Source organism: Candidatus Methanomassiliicoccus intestinalis Issoire-Mx1, from assembly GCF_000404225.1.
Taxonomy (GTDB): domain Archaea; phylum Thermoplasmatota; class Thermoplasmata; order Methanomassiliicoccales; family Methanomassiliicoccaceae; genus Methanomassiliicoccus_A; species Methanomassiliicoccus_A intestinalis.
On record NC_021353.1, the window covers coordinates 1,327,176 to 1,344,743 of the forward strand.

General features: G+C 39.9%; 18 protein-coding genes. 10 read left to right on the forward strand and 8 right to left on the reverse strand.

From position 1 onward, the window contains the following. Positions 1–101: 101 nt before the first annotated feature. Complete coding sequence (mvk, locus tag H729_RS06270; RefSeq protein ID WP_052312454.1) at positions 102–1,055, forward strand: mevalonate kinase; 954 nt, start codon at positions 102–104, stop codon at positions 1,053–1,055. A 5-nt stretch (positions 1,056–1,060) separates the two neighbouring features. Here mvk and H729_RS06275 read toward each other — a convergent pair whose 3' ends face one another. The 3 genes from H729_RS06275 to tes are packed head-to-tail and all read right to left on the reverse strand — an operon-like array spanning position 1,061 to position 3,993. Further along, positions 1,061–2,251: an NAD(P)/FAD-dependent oxidoreductase gene (locus H729_RS06275; protein WP_020449168.1), complete on the reverse strand. Its 1,191-nt coding sequence runs from the start codon at positions 2,249–2,251 to the stop codon at positions 1,061–1,063. Continuing rightward, a complete protein-coding gene (locus H729_RS06280) occupies positions 2,248–2,421 on the reverse strand; it encodes a DUF362 domain-containing protein (protein ID WP_020449169.1) in 174 nt (57 codons plus the stop codon). The genes H729_RS06275 and H729_RS06280 overlap by 4 nt, the downstream gene beginning before the upstream one ends. An 18-nt stretch (positions 2,422–2,439) precedes the next feature. After that, on the reverse strand, positions 2,440–3,993 hold the full coding sequence (gene tes, locus H729_RS06285; RefSeq protein ID WP_020449170.1) for a tetraether lipid synthase Tes: 1,554 nt from the start codon (positions 3,991–3,993) through the stop codon (positions 2,440–2,442). Positions 3,994–4,058: 65 nt separating this feature from the next. On the opposite strand from tes, the gene H729_RS06290 reads away from it, so the two are divergent. After that, positions 4,059–4,805, forward strand: coding sequence for a TrmB family transcriptional regulator (locus H729_RS06290; RefSeq protein WP_020449171.1), 747 nt, complete (start codon positions 4,059–4,061; stop codon positions 4,803–4,805). 13 nt (positions 4,806–4,818) lie between these two features. Here the strand turns inward: H729_RS06290 and serS are convergent, their stop codons facing one another. Genes serS through H729_RS10310 form a run of 3 tightly spaced genes read right to left on the reverse strand, consistent with a single transcriptional unit; the run spans position 4,819 to position 6,727 of the window. After that, positions 4,819–6,081 carry a serine--tRNA ligase gene (serS, locus tag H729_RS06295; RefSeq protein WP_048134498.1) on the reverse strand — a complete coding sequence of 421 codons (1,263 nt, stop codon included), beginning with the start codon at positions 6,079–6,081 and terminating at the stop codon, positions 4,819–4,821. A gap of 49 nt (positions 6,082–6,130) precedes the next feature. Then, the gene (locus H729_RS06300; protein WP_020449173.1) at positions 6,131–6,406 is read right to left on the reverse strand and encodes a YhbY family RNA-binding protein; all 276 of its coding nucleotides are present in this window, start codon (positions 6,404–6,406) and stop codon (positions 6,131–6,133) included. Continuing rightward, positions 6,407–6,727: a ribonuclease P protein component 4 gene (locus tag H729_RS10310; protein WP_020449174.1), complete on the reverse strand. Its 321-nt coding sequence runs from the start codon at positions 6,725–6,727 to the stop codon at positions 6,407–6,409. Between the two features lie 191 nt (positions 6,728–6,918). On the opposite strand from H729_RS10310, the gene H729_RS06310 reads away from it, so the two are divergent. From H729_RS06310 to dph2, 3 genes are all read left to right on the forward strand, one after another. Next, entirely contained in the window at positions 6,919–8,805 is a 1,887-nt protein-coding gene (locus H729_RS06310) for a cation:proton antiporter (protein ID WP_020449175.1), read from the forward strand. Positions 8,806–9,270: 465 nt separating this feature from the next. Beyond that, entirely contained in the window at positions 9,271–9,789 is a 519-nt protein-coding gene (locus tag H729_RS06315; RefSeq protein ID WP_020449176.1) for a 50S ribosomal protein L16, read from the forward strand. 32 nt (positions 9,790–9,821) lie between these two features. Beyond that, on the forward strand, positions 9,822–10,793 hold the full coding sequence (gene dph2, locus H729_RS06320; protein WP_048134008.1) for a diphthamide biosynthesis enzyme Dph2: 972 nt from the start codon (positions 9,822–9,824) through the stop codon (positions 10,791–10,793). Between the two features lie 15 nt (positions 10,794–10,808). Here dph2 and H729_RS06325 read toward each other — a convergent pair whose 3' ends face one another. Continuing rightward, entirely contained in the window at positions 10,809–11,363 is a 555-nt protein-coding gene (locus H729_RS06325; RefSeq protein ID WP_020449178.1) for a phosphatase PAP2 family protein, read from the reverse strand. A 319-nt stretch (positions 11,364–11,682) separates the two neighbouring features. On the opposite strand from H729_RS06325, the gene mtxX reads away from it, so the two are divergent. From mtxX to H729_RS06345, 4 genes are read left to right on the forward strand one after another with little or no spacing between them, the layout of a single operon-like run. Continuing rightward, positions 11,683–12,447 carry a methanogenesis marker protein Mmp4/MtxX gene (mtxX, locus tag H729_RS06330; protein ID WP_081633175.1) on the forward strand — a complete coding sequence of 255 codons (765 nt, stop codon included), beginning with the start codon at positions 11,683–11,685 and terminating at the stop codon, positions 12,445–12,447. Between the two features lie 23 nt (positions 12,448–12,470). After that, positions 12,471–12,956 carry a 6-pyruvoyl trahydropterin synthase family protein gene (locus tag H729_RS06335; RefSeq protein WP_020449180.1) on the forward strand — a complete coding sequence of 162 codons (486 nt, stop codon included), beginning with the start codon at positions 12,471–12,473 and terminating at the stop codon, positions 12,954–12,956. Beyond that, positions 12,953–13,636 (forward strand): 7-cyano-7-deazaguanine synthase QueC, encoded by a 684-nt coding sequence (gene queC / locus H729_RS06340; protein WP_020449181.1) that lies wholly within the window; start codon positions 12,953–12,955, stop codon positions 13,634–13,636. The genes H729_RS06335 and queC overlap by 4 nt, the downstream gene beginning before the upstream one ends. Beyond that, positions 13,633–14,268 carry a 7-carboxy-7-deazaguanine synthase QueE gene (locus tag H729_RS06345; RefSeq protein ID WP_020449182.1) on the forward strand — a complete coding sequence of 212 codons (636 nt, stop codon included), beginning with the start codon at positions 13,633–13,635 and terminating at the stop codon, positions 14,266–14,268. Before queC ends, H729_RS06345 begins: the two co-directional genes overlap by 4 nt. Positions 14,269–14,350: 82 nt before the next feature. Here the strand turns inward: H729_RS06345 and H729_RS06350 are convergent, their stop codons facing one another. Next, a complete protein-coding gene (locus H729_RS06350; RefSeq protein ID WP_020449183.1) occupies positions 14,351–15,373 on the reverse strand; it encodes a hypothetical protein in 1,023 nt (340 codons plus the stop codon). A 602-nt stretch (positions 15,374–15,975) separates the two neighbouring features. On the opposite strand from H729_RS06350, the gene H729_RS06355 reads away from it, so the two are divergent. Beyond that, on the forward strand, positions 15,976–17,565 hold the full coding sequence (locus H729_RS06355; protein WP_020449184.1) for a 2-isopropylmalate synthase: 1,590 nt from the start codon (positions 15,976–15,978) through the stop codon (positions 17,563–17,565). The last annotated feature ends 3 nt before the right edge of the window (positions 17,566–17,568 follow it).

The following is a 17,568-nucleotide window of genomic DNA, read 5'->3' on the forward strand; positions in this document are numbered from 1 at the left end:
CTGTCATTAAATGGATATCTTTACAGAATGATATTGATGCATTCAAAGAGTGTATTACTGTTTTGACTTAAGTCTTTAAAGAAGAAGAATATACAGTGATCGTGATTTCAGCTTCTGCACCAGGAAAAATAGTCCTCATGGGAGAACATGCAGTAGTATTCGGGAAGCCAGCAATAGCTCTGGCAGTCAATTTACGTTTAAGGTGCAGAATTGATCATAGCAGTGAAAATCTAGTAAACGGACAGCCTTTAGCAACGGCTGGTAATCCATATTTAAGTTATATTGTAAATAATTTATCTAAAAATACAGATATACCTTCGAACCAGCAGCTTTCATTTGATGTTTTATCTGACATTCCTGCTGGATCTGGACTAGGGTCATCCGCTGCATTGAGCGTAGCAACGATTGGAGCCCTAGCGGCTCTTGAAAATAAACCACTGAATGAAGAAGCTATATCAAAAAAAGCTTTTGAAGTGGAATATGACGTCCAAGGAAGAGCCAGTCCGATGGATTCATCAGTGTCTACACATGGAGGCGGTATTTTCCTAGACAGTAAAAAAGGTCCTGATTTTCTTTGGCAATCAACAAGGAATGATAAAACCTGGTATATCCATGATCTGAAAGTCCCTCAGATGGGGATGGTTATTGGATACACGGGAATAAGAAAACCTACTGGCCCTATGATTTCCAGAGTAGCATCATACTGTAAGCGAACCAAATTTGCATGCGAGATTATTGATGAAATCGGCGATATAACTCTTGAAGGGGCAGAAGCAATAAACCACAATGATATTGAAAAACTCGGGAGGCTCATGACTAAAAATCATAAACTCTTAGCAATCCTTGGTGTGTCCTCTCCAGAACTTCAGAACTTAGTAGATGCTGCATTGCCTCACTCATATGGTGCAAAATTAACTGGCGGCGGAGGCGGTGGAAGCATGATTGCTTTAACAGATAAGCCAGAGAAGGTTTACAAAGCCATAAAACTCCGCGGCGGAACCCCATACATCGTCCATACCGGCGTAGACGGATTAAAAATAAGTGAGCGGGATTAACCCGCTTAGATTAAGTCTTCAAATTCTTTTACGAGATCGGGATGCTTCTCTTTAACAACTGCCAGTAAGTTTCTGACAGAGAGCTTCTTAACACCCACTTCTGAGATTGTCTTGACTAATGAGTCTAAAGTAGCATCATCCAATGTAACTAATTTCTCTTTAGCCATCCAATTACGCCAGAGTTTGTTTTCCAAACGATCTCTCCAATTAGCTTCATACTCCTGGAATGTATTCATTGTATAGTCGCCTGTTTCTTTTGCTTTAGCAAGGGCTTTTCCAGCAAACATTCCAGCGATACAGCTGTTTGAAATTCCTCCTCCAGTAATCGGGTCGATCTGTCTTGCAGCATCTCCAACCAGTATTACATGATCTATGCAAACAGAGTCAAGAGGTGCACATACAGACACAGCACCGGCTACACATTCCAGAGGCTGACCGTCCTTAAGGCCAGGAGTCTCAGCAATGAATTTATCAAGATACATTTTTGGATCACCAGGGTTCTTGATAAGGGTGGTAAGAACTCCTAATCCCACATTTGCAGTGTCATCTGTTTTAGGGAATACCCATACATATCCACCAGGAGCAGCTGATCCAAGCACGAATTCACAATAATCAGAGTCGTATTTGATATTGGTAAGTCTGTACTGATAACAGGTCAGGATATCATTTGGTTTTAATGATGTGTCTATTCCAGCCCAGCGTCCGATTTGTGACTCATAACCATCAGCACCCACTACTGCATCGGCAAGGATTTCAATTTCTTCACCATTGCTTATTGCTTTAACACCAGCAACTTTGCCGTCTTTCCAGATCAAACCAGTTGCAGCAGTTTTGAGCAGTATTTTTGCACCAGCTTTTGCAGCATCTTTTGCCAAGGCTTTATCGAAGAATACTCTGTCTACAACCCAGCCCACTTCATTGCCGGCGTTCTTTTCATCGATAAAATATGTGAATCCAGTTGGAGAAACGAATTTTGCTCCCCTGACATCCCTGGCAATCCATTTGGGATCTACTTCGATGCCGACTTCATCCAGCCATGCTTTGGAGATACCTTCTCCGCACCTGACTGGTGATCCTATTTCCTGACGCTTCTCAATCAGTACAACATCGACTCCATTTTTAGCCGCCCATTTTGCAGTCATACTGCCTGCTGGACCGGCGCCTACAACAACTACATCGCACTTGATCTGTCTCATTTTTTACCCTCCATCTCTATAGCTCCAACGGGGCATATTTTGACACATCTCCCGCAGCGGTTGCAGTTCTCATTAAATTCAAGCATGACGTCATTTAGATAGATTGCGTTTTGAGGGCATGATCCAACACATGCCCCGCATTTATGACACTTTTCAATATGTACTATCATTGAACTCTCTCCTTTGGATCAGGTATATTCATTTCCCTGTTTAGCTCTCCACTCATCCAGCGGAACTGAGAATTCTTTCTCTACGCCTGCACGGTATTCTGGCCCTCCGTTATATGCACAGAATGGAATTATTCTTCCATCGGGTACAACGTAGTGAATTACACAGCGTTTGACTCTCTCAACATCATAGTTGTAGTCATCCTGGAAGTGCATTGCACTCACAAGCAGCATATTCCATGAGAATTTAGCCAATCCTTCTTTGGTCTCATTGTTGAATACATTGGTCATCATTTTTATGAATTGCATTGTATTCATACCATCTGGGATCTTATCCTCAATCATATGTTTCTTGATGATTTTCTCTGCTTTCAAGAGAGAGAGTTTCTTTACTTTTGAGTTCTCAGTCTTCTTAGCCAGTTCAAATAAATCGTCAAAAAGACCTTCGACTTCGATGAAATCAGTAATCGGTATTACATTGTTTTCATCCTTAACGAACCAGTATGTTGCAAGACCACAGTGAGGGTGTGCAGAGAATGTTACCTTGTCTTTACCTAAGAAAGCAGAAGCATATGCAGAAATGGGGACGACACTTGGTACAGGGTACCAATCTTTTTTATGGGCATATCCAGTCTGCTCTTCGATATCTTTAACGAGATCGGGGATTGTGTATCTGCCTTTTTCTCTCTCTTCCTGTTCCATACGGCCAGTAAATGCCACTGGTTGGAAGTTGACACCTCTTACAACATCCATGTTCTTAATTGCGAATCTGATGATGTCACCAATCTGATGATCGTTGAGGCCCCTTACTAATGTTGGAACCAACACGACTGAAGGACGCTTGTTGGGAACGTTTCTTATGTTCTCAATGGCTTTATTTTTGACATCCATCATTTTTCTGCCTCTTGATCTCATATAGATGTCATCGTCAAGCCCATCAAACTGGAGATAGATTGTATTCAATCCAGCTTCTGCACATTTAATTGCAAACTCAGGGTCTGATGCTAATTTCACACCATTCGTAGCCACCTGGATCTGAGCGAATTTCAACTCTTTTGCTTTTTTAATTACATCAAAGAATCTAGGATATATTGTAGGCTCTCCACCTGAAAACTGAATTGCTGTACATGGCACTGGCTTTTCTGCACGCAGTGTCTCAAGCATCTTGACTACTTCTTCAAATGTAGGTTCATACACATAACCAGCCTGATTTGCATTTGCAAAGCAGATTGGACAATTCATGTTACATCTGTTAGTCAAATCCAGATTAGCCAAGACTGTATGGCTTGTGTGTAAGTTGCACAATCCGCAGTTCTCAGGACAACTGGTAGCATCTTGAATTAAAGCATTGGATACACCTGTCGTATCATATGCGAATTTTTCTGCTTTGAGGTAAAGTTCCACATCAGACCAGTAAATGTCTGTAACCTTACCGTGTTCTGGACAGATCTTGTCCATCAACACTTTGCCGTCTGATTCGTATATAGTAGCTGGTACAACCTTTTTACATTCGGGACAAAGAGACTTTGTATCTTTTGGGAGCCCCTTCTTTAATGCACTGTCTATTGTAATCATAACAAGTCCCCAGAGTTAGAATGATAGATAGGTATTTAATAGAATTGTAGCTCTAGTTGCTACAAATGAATGAAGAAAGTTTATTCAGATTTTTATCTTCTGATCCAATGGATGTGGATCAAACTAAGTCAGAATTACTGTCGCTCTTGAGCAACCTAGGATTCTCAGAATATGAAGCCAAAGCATATCTTTCTCTCATTATGAAAACAAGAGCTTCAGCAGAAGAAGTAGCAGAAATGGCTGAGATTCCAAGAACTTCTTCGTACAAAGTTCTTAAGAGCCTAATATCCAAAGGATATGCAACATCTAAAGAAGGAAGGCCCACATTGTATTTTCCAGTTCACCCTCGCGATATACGAGATAAATTTATCGCAGACTTCAGCAGATCTTTTGAAAAGTTAGAGATGGTGTATGGACTCATTACTGAAAGGGGAACTCCTCAGATTGTATACACAATGACTGGAAAAGCAAAAATCATTGCAAAAATAAGCGACATGCTGGATTCTGCAGAAGAATCGTTCTTTATTGCATCACCGTTGATAGAAGAGATTTACAGATGTTGTTATTCTAACTTCTCTAAAGCCGTTAAGCGAGGCGTAAATGTAGTTGTCGTTACAGTGCCTGGACCTGAAATACAATATGCTTCAGAAATTGTCAGAAAAAAAGGAATAATGGCTACAGATGTTCTTGTCGACTGCAAAGCCGCAATGCTAGCTTCAAACGATCTGGGAATCTGCGGATACACAGATAATGAATTCATCGTAGGACATATGCAGTCATTTCTGCTGATATCACTATTAAATGAAGGTTAGGATGATCTGGAGATCATCCAATTATCTTCTGTCCTTTCATATATGGGCGCAGAACTTCCGGGATTACGATCTTGCCATCAGGGGTCTGATAGTTTTCCATGATAGCGACTATCGTCCTCGGCAAAGCAAGACCTGATCCATTCAGCGTATTGATGAATTCACTCTTCAGGTGTGGTTCTGGGCGGTATTTTATTCTAGCTCTGCGGGCTTGGAAATCAGTGAAACAAGAACATGAAGAAACTTCAAGCCACTGATCTGCTGCGGGTGCATAAGCTTCAAGATCATAGGTTTTTGCAGATGCGAATCCCATATCACCAGTGCATAATAAAAGGACACGATATGGCAGGTTCAGACCCCGCAGAATCGCTTCAGCATTACCGCGCAGGACTTCCAGCCTTTCCATGGATCCCTGCGGAAGAACGAATTCAACAAGTTCAATTTTATTAAACTGATGGACTCTGATTATACCTCGGGTATCTGCATTCCTTCCAGCTTCACGTCTGAATGAGGGGAGATATGCAGTGTAATATTTTGGAAGATCTGTTTTCTCAAAAATCTCATCCTGATGCATATTTGTTACTGGAACTTCTGCAGTAGGATTGAGCCATAAATCATCCCTCTCACACCAATACATATCATCTTTCATCTTTGGATATTGGCCAGTTCCAATCACAGCATTTTTATTGATTATTGCAGGGGGTATTATCTCGGTGTATCCCTGCTCATGATGGACATCCAGCATATATTGGATTACAGCACGTTCCAATCTGGCCCCGTCACCTTTCATGATGTAAAATCCGCTGCCCGTTATCTTTGCTCCCCTTACGAAATCTATAATATCAAGGTCTTCGCCGAGCTCATAATGTTTTTTAGGTTCAAAATCAAATTTCTTTGGTGTGCCCCATTCCATTACGATTTTGTTTCCATCATAGTCTTTTCCAATGGGAACGCTTTCATCTGGCACATTGGGTATATTTAATGCAATATCTTCCCTTTTTAATTCAAGTTCAATTTTGAGTGCATCGAGTTCTTTAATTCTCTCGGAAACTCGTTTCATCTCAGCAATAACAGTCTGTTTTTCGTCACCTTTTAGATTTGGGATGCGGCTTGAGGCGTCGTTACGTTCATGTTTCAGTCTGTTACTGTCATCAACGGCTTTTCTCCATTCCTCATCCACGGTTAAAAAATCATCCAGCAGCTTCTCTGAATAATTTCTGTTTTTAAGTGATTCCCTGATAAGATCGGGGTTGTTACGGATTAGATCGATGTCTAGCAATGCGGTTCCCCACACGGCTAATTACATCAAGTATTCAAAAACTCTTGTATTAGTTTTCTGCTATTTTGGGATCGCATAACAGGATTGTAAAACCTCTTGTTTCAACGCATTTCACTTCAGCACGGTTTGCAATGTCTGCTGCTACGTCTTTTATATCTTCACCGGCTGCGGGCAGCATTTTTACTTTGACTATCTTTGCTCTTTTTATCTGAGTTTTTATCTCCTCGATTACTCCATCAGAAACACCTTCTTTTCCCACATGGATCGTAGGATCAATTGTGCTTCCTCGCTTCACGAGTTCTTTTTTACTTAACTTTGTTGACATTTAATCACTCTTTTTGTATGCATATGATGTTCTTATAATCTTACCACAGTTTAAGCAGTGTATACATAAATGGCCGGAATTTAATCTGACTCTGCAATTCATTCCAGGAATGAGTGGAGACAGGCATGTCTTGCAATACAGATCACCTTTTGGAATTGATGTTTTAGTTTTATTGCTTATTTTCCTAGCCAGCTCTACGTATCTTTTACTCCGGATATAATTTCCATACCGGGACTCGTTGCGAGCCATCTGCATAAGTGTGTTAATTCTATCGATTGAGATATGTCTAATTTCTTTAGAGGATATTCTTTTTTTAGTCATATTCAGAGCCTATGTAAAATATCCGTCTATTAGATCCTTCGCTTTGAAATATGATTTAAATCTCTTAATATTTAATTAGGCTGAATAATTAAAGAGCCAACTGCTGTAAAGAATGAAAAAAGGATATACCAAGACGATTATCTGGCAAACGCTCTGCTAAAATAATATGGCGAGATAATGGAAGGACTGACTTGGACGAAACAATACTGCTGATAAATCTTGCATGCCTTATGCTCGTAGCTGGAGCCTGCACTCTGATTTTCTCCAAGTTGAAACTCCCGTCAGTCATAGGATATTTAGCAGCTGGAATAATTATCGGACCGATTTTGGAACTATCACATTCCAGCGAAATGATGTCCATCGTCTCAATATTTTCCGATTTAGGCATCGTAGTTTTAATGTTTTATATAGGACTCGAGTTAAATTTACAGAAGCTCAAAAAAGTAGGAAAATATGTCATAGTAGTCGCAGCTATTCAGCTTCCGCTAGTAGTCATGTTCGGCTATATTGCCGGAATCGCTATGGGATGGGGGTTCACCGCATCGATATTTTTAGGGGCGGTTCTATCAGGATCCAGCACGGCAGTGGTTGCAGCAGTGCTGAAATCAAATAATATTATAGATGAAGAGACTAAAGATGGTATAATATTAATCACGGTAATGGAGGATATCGGCCAGGTTATAATACTCACAATGGCCACACCTCTGCTCAGCGGAGATTCTCCAGCGTTAGATACCACATTAATTTTGATTTTCAGTATTGTATTATTCATTGGATTGAGTATAGCGATAGGCGTATTGCTGATTCCAAAATTCTTAAATTGGGTTGGGAAAAAGTACAACCCTGAATCTCTGCTGATAATCTCAATGGGATTGTGTTTTGCAATGGCCCTCTGTGCCTCATATATCGGCCTTTCAATTGCAATCGGATCGTTTTTAATGGGTATAATCATCTCTCAATGTGAGTATTCAAAGATTGTCATGGCAAGAGTGGAACCTCTTAAAGAGATTTTCATGGCCGTGTTTTTCATTTCCATTGGAATGGAGATTGTCCCAGCAGAATTGGTTAATAACCTCTTACTGATATTTATAATCGTAATCATATTCATATTAGCAAAGGGATTTTCTGCAACGTTTGCATGTTATGTTGCAAACCGTCCATTAAAAACTGCATTTATCTCCGCTGCCAGCCTATTGGCAATGGGCGAGTTTGCACTTATCATATCTAAAACTGCATACGATGCAGGTGCTGTTCAAAGCTGGTTCTATACCTCAGTAATCGGGGCTTGTCTAGTTTCAATGATTCTGTTACCGCCGATCTCAAGAAACTCAGTCAAGATATATGATAAAGTTTCAGAGAAATCTCCAAACTGGCTGCACAGATGGGTCAATAAAATCAATGAAATTCGTGCAGATATCTTCACAAGAGTTTCATTCTCACCAGCTTCTAAAAAGATCGCTGCCAGAGAGACATTGATGATTGCTATGGACTTTGCAGTGATAATCATCATAGAGATTTTATTCTACTATGTATCACCATATACCGTAGAGTATCTTGCAGACGCATTACCAGCACTAAACAATTATGTGATGCTGCTGATACTGATTGCAGATTTCCTTGTACTGATCCCAGTAGTACATTCATTAGTCCAAAGCCTAAAAGCCATCTCTAAACTGATGATAGTAGGAGGGACCATCTCTAAAATAACAAAAACAACAGAGGTTACCCCATTATTTACATTTGTTCAGAATATGAGTACTGTAATCAGTGTTACAATAATTACACTGCTTATTTTGATAATTGTACCCATATCATTCGGCATATGGAACTATCTTGCAGGACTGCTCATATGCCTTGCTATCGTTTTAGTTTACGTAGTATACAGTAAAAAAAACAGTTACATGAAAGCCCGTGCCGCCGTTGCAAACAGTATATCTGAAAGAAGAGTTCACCCATCGTGGTCTGAAGACAAATATGTAGAAGATCAAGAAGGATTTGTGTCAGATATATCTACGCACGAACATGAAGGTTTTGAGGGAGCAATAGAACCACCAAAAAATGATAATAAAATCCAGTAAAACTGCAGAGAATTCAGTTGCTCCTAAAATCCAAACATCACTTTTATCCAGTAATCACATGTCAATATAGAAAGGAAGGTTTGTGCACAATCAGTTTACACGCTTAACACTTCAGAGCCTGCCATATTTACATTGTTTTCTGGTTTAACAGCCATAAAAATATATCAGATATGAGCTGATGGATATAGGTCATATTATTCCAACCGTAATTTTATCAAACCATCGGATAAATCCACTGATTATAATCTACATCAATGTTATTGATCGAGTTTCATCATAAATTCATAAAATTAGACCTAGGTAAGTGTTGGAAACAACAATAACCTCATACTAGTACCAGAGGTTTAATAAAGGGGTATAAATCATGTCCTCCTATGCTTTGTCAGGGGTTAAGCTAAGAATAATGTTAAATACGACAAGGCTAATGCAACCGAATCTTTACAGTTTAATTCATGGTGATTAAAAATGGCAAGGAAACCCAATAGAATGTATCGTCAAATTAGGGGACAGGCATACACTCGCAGAGAGTATATGGGAGGAGTGCCTGCTAACCGTATTTCAACATATAACTTAGGCAATGTAACTGGAGACTTTCCCATCGTTATGAACCTAAGAATAAAGGAGCCCTGCCAGATAAGGCATACGGCTTTGGAAGCTGCTCGTATTGCAGCAAATAGGGCACTTTCGAAAGGTACAACATCTGCATCTTATCACCTCCGCATTCGCTTATACCCCCATATCGTATTGAGAGAGCATAAGATGGCAACGGGCGCAGGAGCAGACCGTGTGTCTGGTGGAATGCGCAGTGCATTTGGAAAATGTGTAGGTACCGCATGTAGAGTTGAAAGTGGAACAGCAATCATTACACTAAGAGTTACACCTCAAACATTCCAATTAGGCAAGAATGCCTTGTGGAAAGCTTCCATGAAACTTCCATCTCCATGTCAAATCGAGATTGAAAAAGGCGCTGAGCTCGTAGCTTAAGCCACTTTCTTAATTTTTTTGGAGGTGTACATCTGGACCTAAAGCTCGATGATGTCATCTCCTGGATATTATCTAAAAATGCTTCTAAAGTAGCTATTCAAATGCCCGAAGGGCTGAAGATATATGCTCAAGGTGTAAAATCCAAAATAGAGTCTGAAACTAATGCATTTTGTATAATCTGTGCAGACCCCTGCTTTGGAGCTTGTGATTATGATACAGATTTTAAGCAGTATGCAGATGTTTTGATACAATTTGGTCACTCAAACATACCTTCTATGAATGCATCGTCAGATGTTTTGTTTGTTGAAGTCTTCTTTGATTTTGAAGTAAATGACATCATTGAAAAAATACTGCCTGAACTAGGTTCTAAAATCGGCTTAGTATCTGCGGTTCAGTATGTTAATCTATTACCAAAAATTCAAGACATACTAAAGGCTCATGGAAAAGAAGCGATAATTGGAAAAGGAGATTCCCGGGTAGTATTCAACGGACAGATTTTGGGATGCAATATTTCTTCTGCGCTGTCTGCTGATGTTGATCAATATATATACATTGGAAGCGGCAATTTTCATCCGATAAGCATATCCATTGAAACAGGTAAAAACCTGATAGTTTTGGACCCTCAGATGAATGAAGTCAGAGAATTGACTGATCTTAAAGATAAGATTCTCAGGCAGCGCTATGGTGCAATTGCAAGAGCACAGACTGCAGAGCATTATTTGATATTGGCATCGTCAAAGCCAGGTCAGATACGAATGGATAAAACCATTGAAATGAAAAAACTTTTAGAATCAAAAGGAAAAACCGCTGATGTAATTATGATGGAAAGGTTTGATCCAGAATATTTACTCCCATTCAAAGCAGATGCCTATGTATCAACTGCTTGTTCTAGAATTGCAATAGATGATTATCTGAGATATGATAAGCCCATTCTTACTCCAATCGAACTTGAAATTGTATTGGGAATAAGAGACTGGGAAGATTACCATTTAGACTTCTTTTGAATACCGAGACATTTCTCATAAACAGGCTGAAAATGTCTTTTTATTTGCAGAAACGTAAACATACCAGACAATCTGGCTGCAGATTATTCCTATAACGGCCCCTGCAATCACATCGGTTGGATAATGCACGCCCACATACAGCCTTGAGAATCCCATGAGAATTGCTGCTGCAACACTTACTAATGCCCATTTTTTTGACAGTGTCCTGCAGATTATTCCGGCTACCGCAAAAGCTATACAGGTATGACCTGAAGGGAACGAATTTGGATTTGATGCATAAATCAATGGTTCCAATCCTGAAATATCTACCCAAGGCCGGGGTCGTTCGATCAGGTCTTTTATTACAAAATTATTAACCATGTAACCCAAAAATATTGCAAGCAATACCAATACACCAGCTTTGCGGGTCTTGGGAAAATAGATCATCACAGCTGCTGCCAAGAACCAAATAATGCTGTAGTTTCCCAAACTTGTGTATGCTACCATGAGCGGATCCAAAATAGAATTATGGAGATTTTGTTGAATCCACAGTAGTACAGAACTGTCAAAGGTCTGTGTGAGCTCAAACATACACATCACAATTAGTCAATTTGAGAAATTATCAGCTCAATGCAATCCAGATATATAATGAAGTGTCGATCTGTTATAACTGCAAGAGTTACAGATAATTATCGTTAGAACCGCATCTCAGCTTGATCGATGCTACATATAATGATGCATTTTGCAGCGTTTGTGGCAGAAGTTTGAGAAATAGAGATTTTTATCTGAATTGACAAGCGTAGATGTAAATTTGCACAAAAACAGACCTGCCTTCAGAACATCATTTTTGAAGAAATTAAAAATCGACAGCGCAAACATATATGATCAAAATAGGATATTTCAACTGCATATGCTCAGCATCACAGACATATTCGAGTTGGCTCAAAATTCAAAGGCTCACATTGGTATATGCGGAGGTTACAAAGCAGAGTCTAGCGCCTCGAAAGCCTGCGATCTGGGATACGGGACCGTTGACGTTTATCATGATGCTACAAAACTAGCACTAGATCTGCATGACGGTAAAATTGATGCGGCTGTAAGAGGCGATACTCCATCAAATGATGCTATGAGTGCTGTTCGTGATGTCTTTGGGACCTCCAAAGTATTGCGGGCAGCTATGATGCAGCCTAAAGACGGCAGATTGTTCCTGCTTGGTCCAGCTGGGATAGATGAAGGATGGACAGTACCTGAAAAAGTGCAGTTTGCAAAACTTGGAGCAGATTTATTCAGGAAAATGGGGATTGAACCGGTCATCGGGATAATGTCGGGAGGAAGATCTTCAGATCTAGGAAGAATGCCTGAGATTGATCAGAGCATACGCAATGCTGAAGAAGCTGTCAGGCTTGCAAAGCTGGATGGACTGAATGCTGTGGACATGCAGATATTGATTGAAGACGCTGCTACGACCTGTGATGTTATAATTGCACCTGATGGAATTTCTGGCAATTTAATATTCAGAACACTTCATTTTCTTGGTCACGGCATTGCAATGGGCGCGCCGATATTGAATATAGATAAAGTCTATATAGACACTTCAAGAGCTAAGTCAGATTACGTTGATGCCATAGCTCTTGCATCCGCATTAGTTGGCAAGAATATCTACAACAAACAATAAACTTCAATAAGATGTTGTCCGTCATGGAAACCATGCGCATTGAAATTGACGGAGAGTACTCAGGCATAAAGTTCTCTGCATCTCATTTTATTCCCGGCCACTCAAAATGTGGCAGGCTTCATGGTCATTCATATATCCTGCACTTAGTATTGTGCGGAGAAAAAGGCAACAATGGAATGATTATGGATTTTGTGGATCTAAAAAAATGCTTGCGTGATATAGTGAGTGAGCTGGATCACAGAATCCTTTTGCCTAAAAACTCACCAGAGCTGAGTATCAATGTTGGGTCTGAAATTGAAGTAAAAACATGTACAAAGCGGTATGTTTTCCCATTGGAAGATGTGATGCTACTGGACATCTCTCAGACAAGTGCAGAAGAGATGGCAGAGATGATATTGAACATGCTGCTGAGCAAAATTGATTTTCCAAGTAATGTAGAATATGCTGAAATCGGATTAGATGAAGAAAGAGGACAGACTGCATGGGCTGGACGGAGGCTTCATCAATGAAAAAGGCAGTAGTTCTTCTGTCAGGCGGCTTAGATTCGACAACCACTTTGGCCTGCGCCATCAACGATGGTTATGAAGTGATAGCATTAAGCATGTTATACGGGCAGAGACACTCAAAAGAGATCGAATCTGCAAAAAAAGTAGCAGAACATTACCATGCCAAGCATATCATTGTAGAAATGGATATGAGTTTTCTGCATTCTAGTGCCCTGACATCTCAAGATCTGAAGGTTCCATCACATAACTCTGCATCTGAAGTAAAGGCTGACATACCAGTAACTTATGTTCCAGCAAGGAATATATCAATGCTTAGTCTAGCAGCAGGCCTATGTGAATCTGAAGGTGGAGATGCCATATACATAGGTGCAAATTCAGTAGATTATTCAGGATACCCAGACTGCAGACCAGAATTCTTCGAAGCTTTTCAAAAAGTACTCAATGTTGGAACCAAATGTGGTGTGCAGGGCAGCCCTGTAAAAATAATAACTCCAATCCTATCAATGTCAAAAGCAGAAATTGTTAAGTTAGCGACCAAACTCGGAGCGCCCCTGCAATACACTTGGTCCTGTTACAACGGAGGAGAAAAAGCCTGTGGTCACTGCGATTCCTGCTTATTGAGATTGAAAGGATTCGCAGAAGCCGGAATCAAAGATCCAGTTGAATATGAGGGATCCATATGAAAGTATCTGAGATCTTTTTTTCAATTCAGGGAGAAGGAGTGCTTATGGGAACTCCGACAATATTCGTCAGATTCTCCGGCTGCAATCTTGATTGCTCATGGTGCGATACAGAATATGCAAAAAACGATGCAGATGCTAAAGAAATGAGTGTAAATAATATCCTTGATGAGATTGAGAAATATAATTCTCCTTTTGTATCCCTGACAGGAGGAGAGCCTATGATTCAAGAAGGCATAATCGATTTCATAAATGCTCTTCTTGAAGAATCATACCACATAACAATTGAAACAAATGGTTCAATACCGTTGGATTCTATTCCTACATCAGAAGAAATAATGATCTCGATGGATATGAAATGCCCCAGTTCCGGCATGACAAAATCAGAGATGTATGATAATCTTTCATTTCTTTCACCGCGGGATCAGTTAAAATTTGTGATTGCAGACAGAGTGGACTACTTATTCGCTAAGAAAGTGCTGAGAGAAAATGATATAAACTGCCCAGTCATAATGACTCCCGTGGGGGGAATGGATCTTAAACCATTAGCAGAATGGGTTATCCAAGACTGCCCGATGGTAAGAGTCATGCCTCAGCTTCACAAACTGATCTGGGGAAATGCTAAAGGAGTGTAACACAACGGCTTACGGTGTTATGTTTAGTTAGGCATATATATTAGTGCAATAGCAATGAGCTTGTTTTGCTCTTTCATAGTTTTCACTTCACGAAATGATAGAGGGCGCATAATTCAAACTCAAATTCTTCTCCGCTGATATCCAGATCGCTTACTTTCATTGTTCTTATCTCAACTGACTCAGCGGTGGCTATCTTATCTGGAAGCCACTGCCTAATATACCATGCCTCGCCCTGCATATCTACGATGCTTTTTATATATTTGAGCAGTTTTTCGACTACATTTCTTCTTTTCTTCCTATCATCTATACAACCATAGGGGTAAAATGAAGGGTTTAATGCTGAAATATATAGATTCTTGGGAAGTATATTTGTTAGGTTAGTGGAGAATACCTGTAAGTAATACCAGTAGAATATTTCCAAACCCATATGGAGTTTGCTGCGATCTATAAAAAATTGATTGAAATAGGGTGAAGTTACGCCATCTGGAAATTCAAGATCATATTCTTTAGCATAACCATCAGGAAGTTTTTCAGGACATGCTAAAAGGGTGATGCAGGCATATTTACTGCGAACCAGATTTCCGTCATATATAGGAGAAGGTGCCTTTTCACGGCTTACAAAACGGTAAAGTAAGCCGTGCTTGAAATAAAAATAGCCACCATTCAAATCAAGGTCATCTACGCACATCGTGACAGAGGGTATGTTCTCCATGCATGGAAGTGTGTCCGGTATAATGAGAGACAACAGATCAAATTCACCCATCTCTTCGACTACACTCCTGATGTATGCTCTCAACCTTTTTAGATCTGATCTCAGTTCTGAAATATTCATTAATTCGTTTTGACTATCAAAACCAAAACAATTTTGAAGAAAATATATGCATTCAGGGAGTATTTTTGGCAGGTTAGATAACGTATCTGTCTGCCAGTTATCCGCACAACGTTCATTATTCTCAATAGATAGAATATCTATACCGTGGCGGGCATCTCCCCAATGCTTAACGCATGGTCCATACTCAAACGGTTTCCCATTGTCAATTTCTGGATCTGTCACTACACATCTCGATAATGGTTTTGGTGACGCGATTAAATTTGTCTCCGTCATATGCCATACCACCAGGAAGTCCACACAGAACGAGTGTGAATTAAGTGTCTTATTACATAGTTTGTTCTATGAAATGCATATATATTCTAAGTTAAGGTTGCGAAGAGTTGTAACGAGTTCTGCAAATGAAACTCTGATGTGTTATACTAAGTTTCTATGAATATCCTTCAATTGACTTAAAAATTCACTGTCAGCACCGAATTAATATGCCATGATTCAATGTCAAATTACTTGCAGAGATACTGGGAATTGAAAGACAGCTGTTGTTTAATAAATACCAGTGACTGTTGACATTGATAATTCGAAACTTCTGAAAGATATCTGCCTACTCCAAAATGGTTCCCAGACTTCATAATTCAAAAATAAAGGAGCAGCAGGAAAGTTATTGATCATCATATTACGAGTCCCAAGTAAGGAAGAGAGTATATTCAAATGATTTTGCTAACGAAATTGTAAAATCGCAGTAATCTTAAAATATTGTTAATTGCCTCGGAGGCTTATCGAGGCCCTTAAATGTGGAATGCAATTAAAATTGAGTTGCTATTCTTGCGTTTGTATTGCTAAATATCACATTTGTAGGGTAGATGCCGTGAGGCGTTTTTATGATTGATCCTAATGCTATAGATTCAGATTGCTGTCGAAGTTCGCTGGATAAAAAGAAAGTATACACCAGTAAATTCAATGAACTCTTTTTATCTAACGATGTTCCAAAAAATATAACAGTATTCGATACGACTCTCAGAGATGGTGAGCAAACTCCGGGTGTTGCTCTTACATGCGATGATAAAATAAGAATCGCAAAAGCACTTGATGAACTGGGAGTTAATGTTATTGAAGTCGGTTTTCCAGCTTCATCCCAAGGAGAGAAAGACGCTGCTAAAGCCATTATGAACCTTGGGTTAAATTCAAAAGTCTGCGGATTAGCCCGCTCTGTGAAAAGCGATATTGATGCTGTAGCAGACTGCGGCCTGAATTATGTTCATACATTTATTGCCACATCTGATTCTCATTTAAAATACAAACTTAAAATGACTCAGGATGAGGTTTTAGAAAGAGCAGTGTCTGCAGTGGAATATGCAAAATCCAGAGGACTCGAAGTTGAGTTCTCCTGTGAAGATGCCACCAGAACCAGCCTTGAATTTCTCAAAAAAATGCATATCGCTGTTCAGGAAGCGGGTGTCAACCGCATAAATGTTCCAGATACTGTGGGTACAATATCACCCATAGCAATGGAATACCTCATCCGTGAGCTGAAAACTGTTACAAAAGTTCCCATATCTGTGCACTGCCATGACGATTTCGGAATGGCTGTGGCAAATACACTTTCAGCTGTAAGAGGAGGGGCTGAACAGATTCATGCTACCATTAACGGAATGGGTGAAAGAGCGGGAAATGCATCACTGGAAGAAGCTGTACTAGCATTAATGGCATTTTATAATGCAGAAACTACGATTAATACAAAAATGATCGGCCCTACCTGCAAACTTGTCAGCAGACTGTTTGGATATCCCATCCCGGCTAACAAAGCAATCGTAGGAAAGAATGCTTTTGCTCATGAATCTGGAATCCATGTACATGGAGTCTTAAATGATCCGTCTACATATGAAGCGTTTGGACCGGAACTAGTAGGGGTGGAAAGAAACATCGTTTTAGGAAAACACTCTGGAACACATTCTATAAAAGAAAAACTAAATGAATACGGAGTGGTGCTGGATGATGAACGTATTGCACAGGTAGTCGATAAAATAAAAGATCTGGCTGATAGTGGAAAAGAGATAGATGATGCAGAATTAGTTGCATTAGCATCCCACTTTGCAGAACAGCATGAATCTAAGCATATTAATCTAGATGAATTTGCTGTATTCACTGGAGTTAAAACAACTCCGACAGCAGTCGTTACGCTTGACATAAACGGAGAAAAGAGAACAGGCACATCGATAGGAATCGGACCTGTGGATGCTGCGATAAATGCTATAAAAACAGTTATGGGCAACGTATTTAGACTCGAAGAATATTGTTTAAATGCCATTACTGGCGGCAGCGATTCTCTGTGTGAAGTGATGGTTAAGATCAGTAAAGATGGCAAAGGAAAAGCAGTCTCCGTAGGAAAAGGCGTTGGATCTGATATCGTACAGACCAGCGTGGACGCTACAATGGAAGCTCTTGACCGCTTATACTCTAGACTGGAGTGAGAA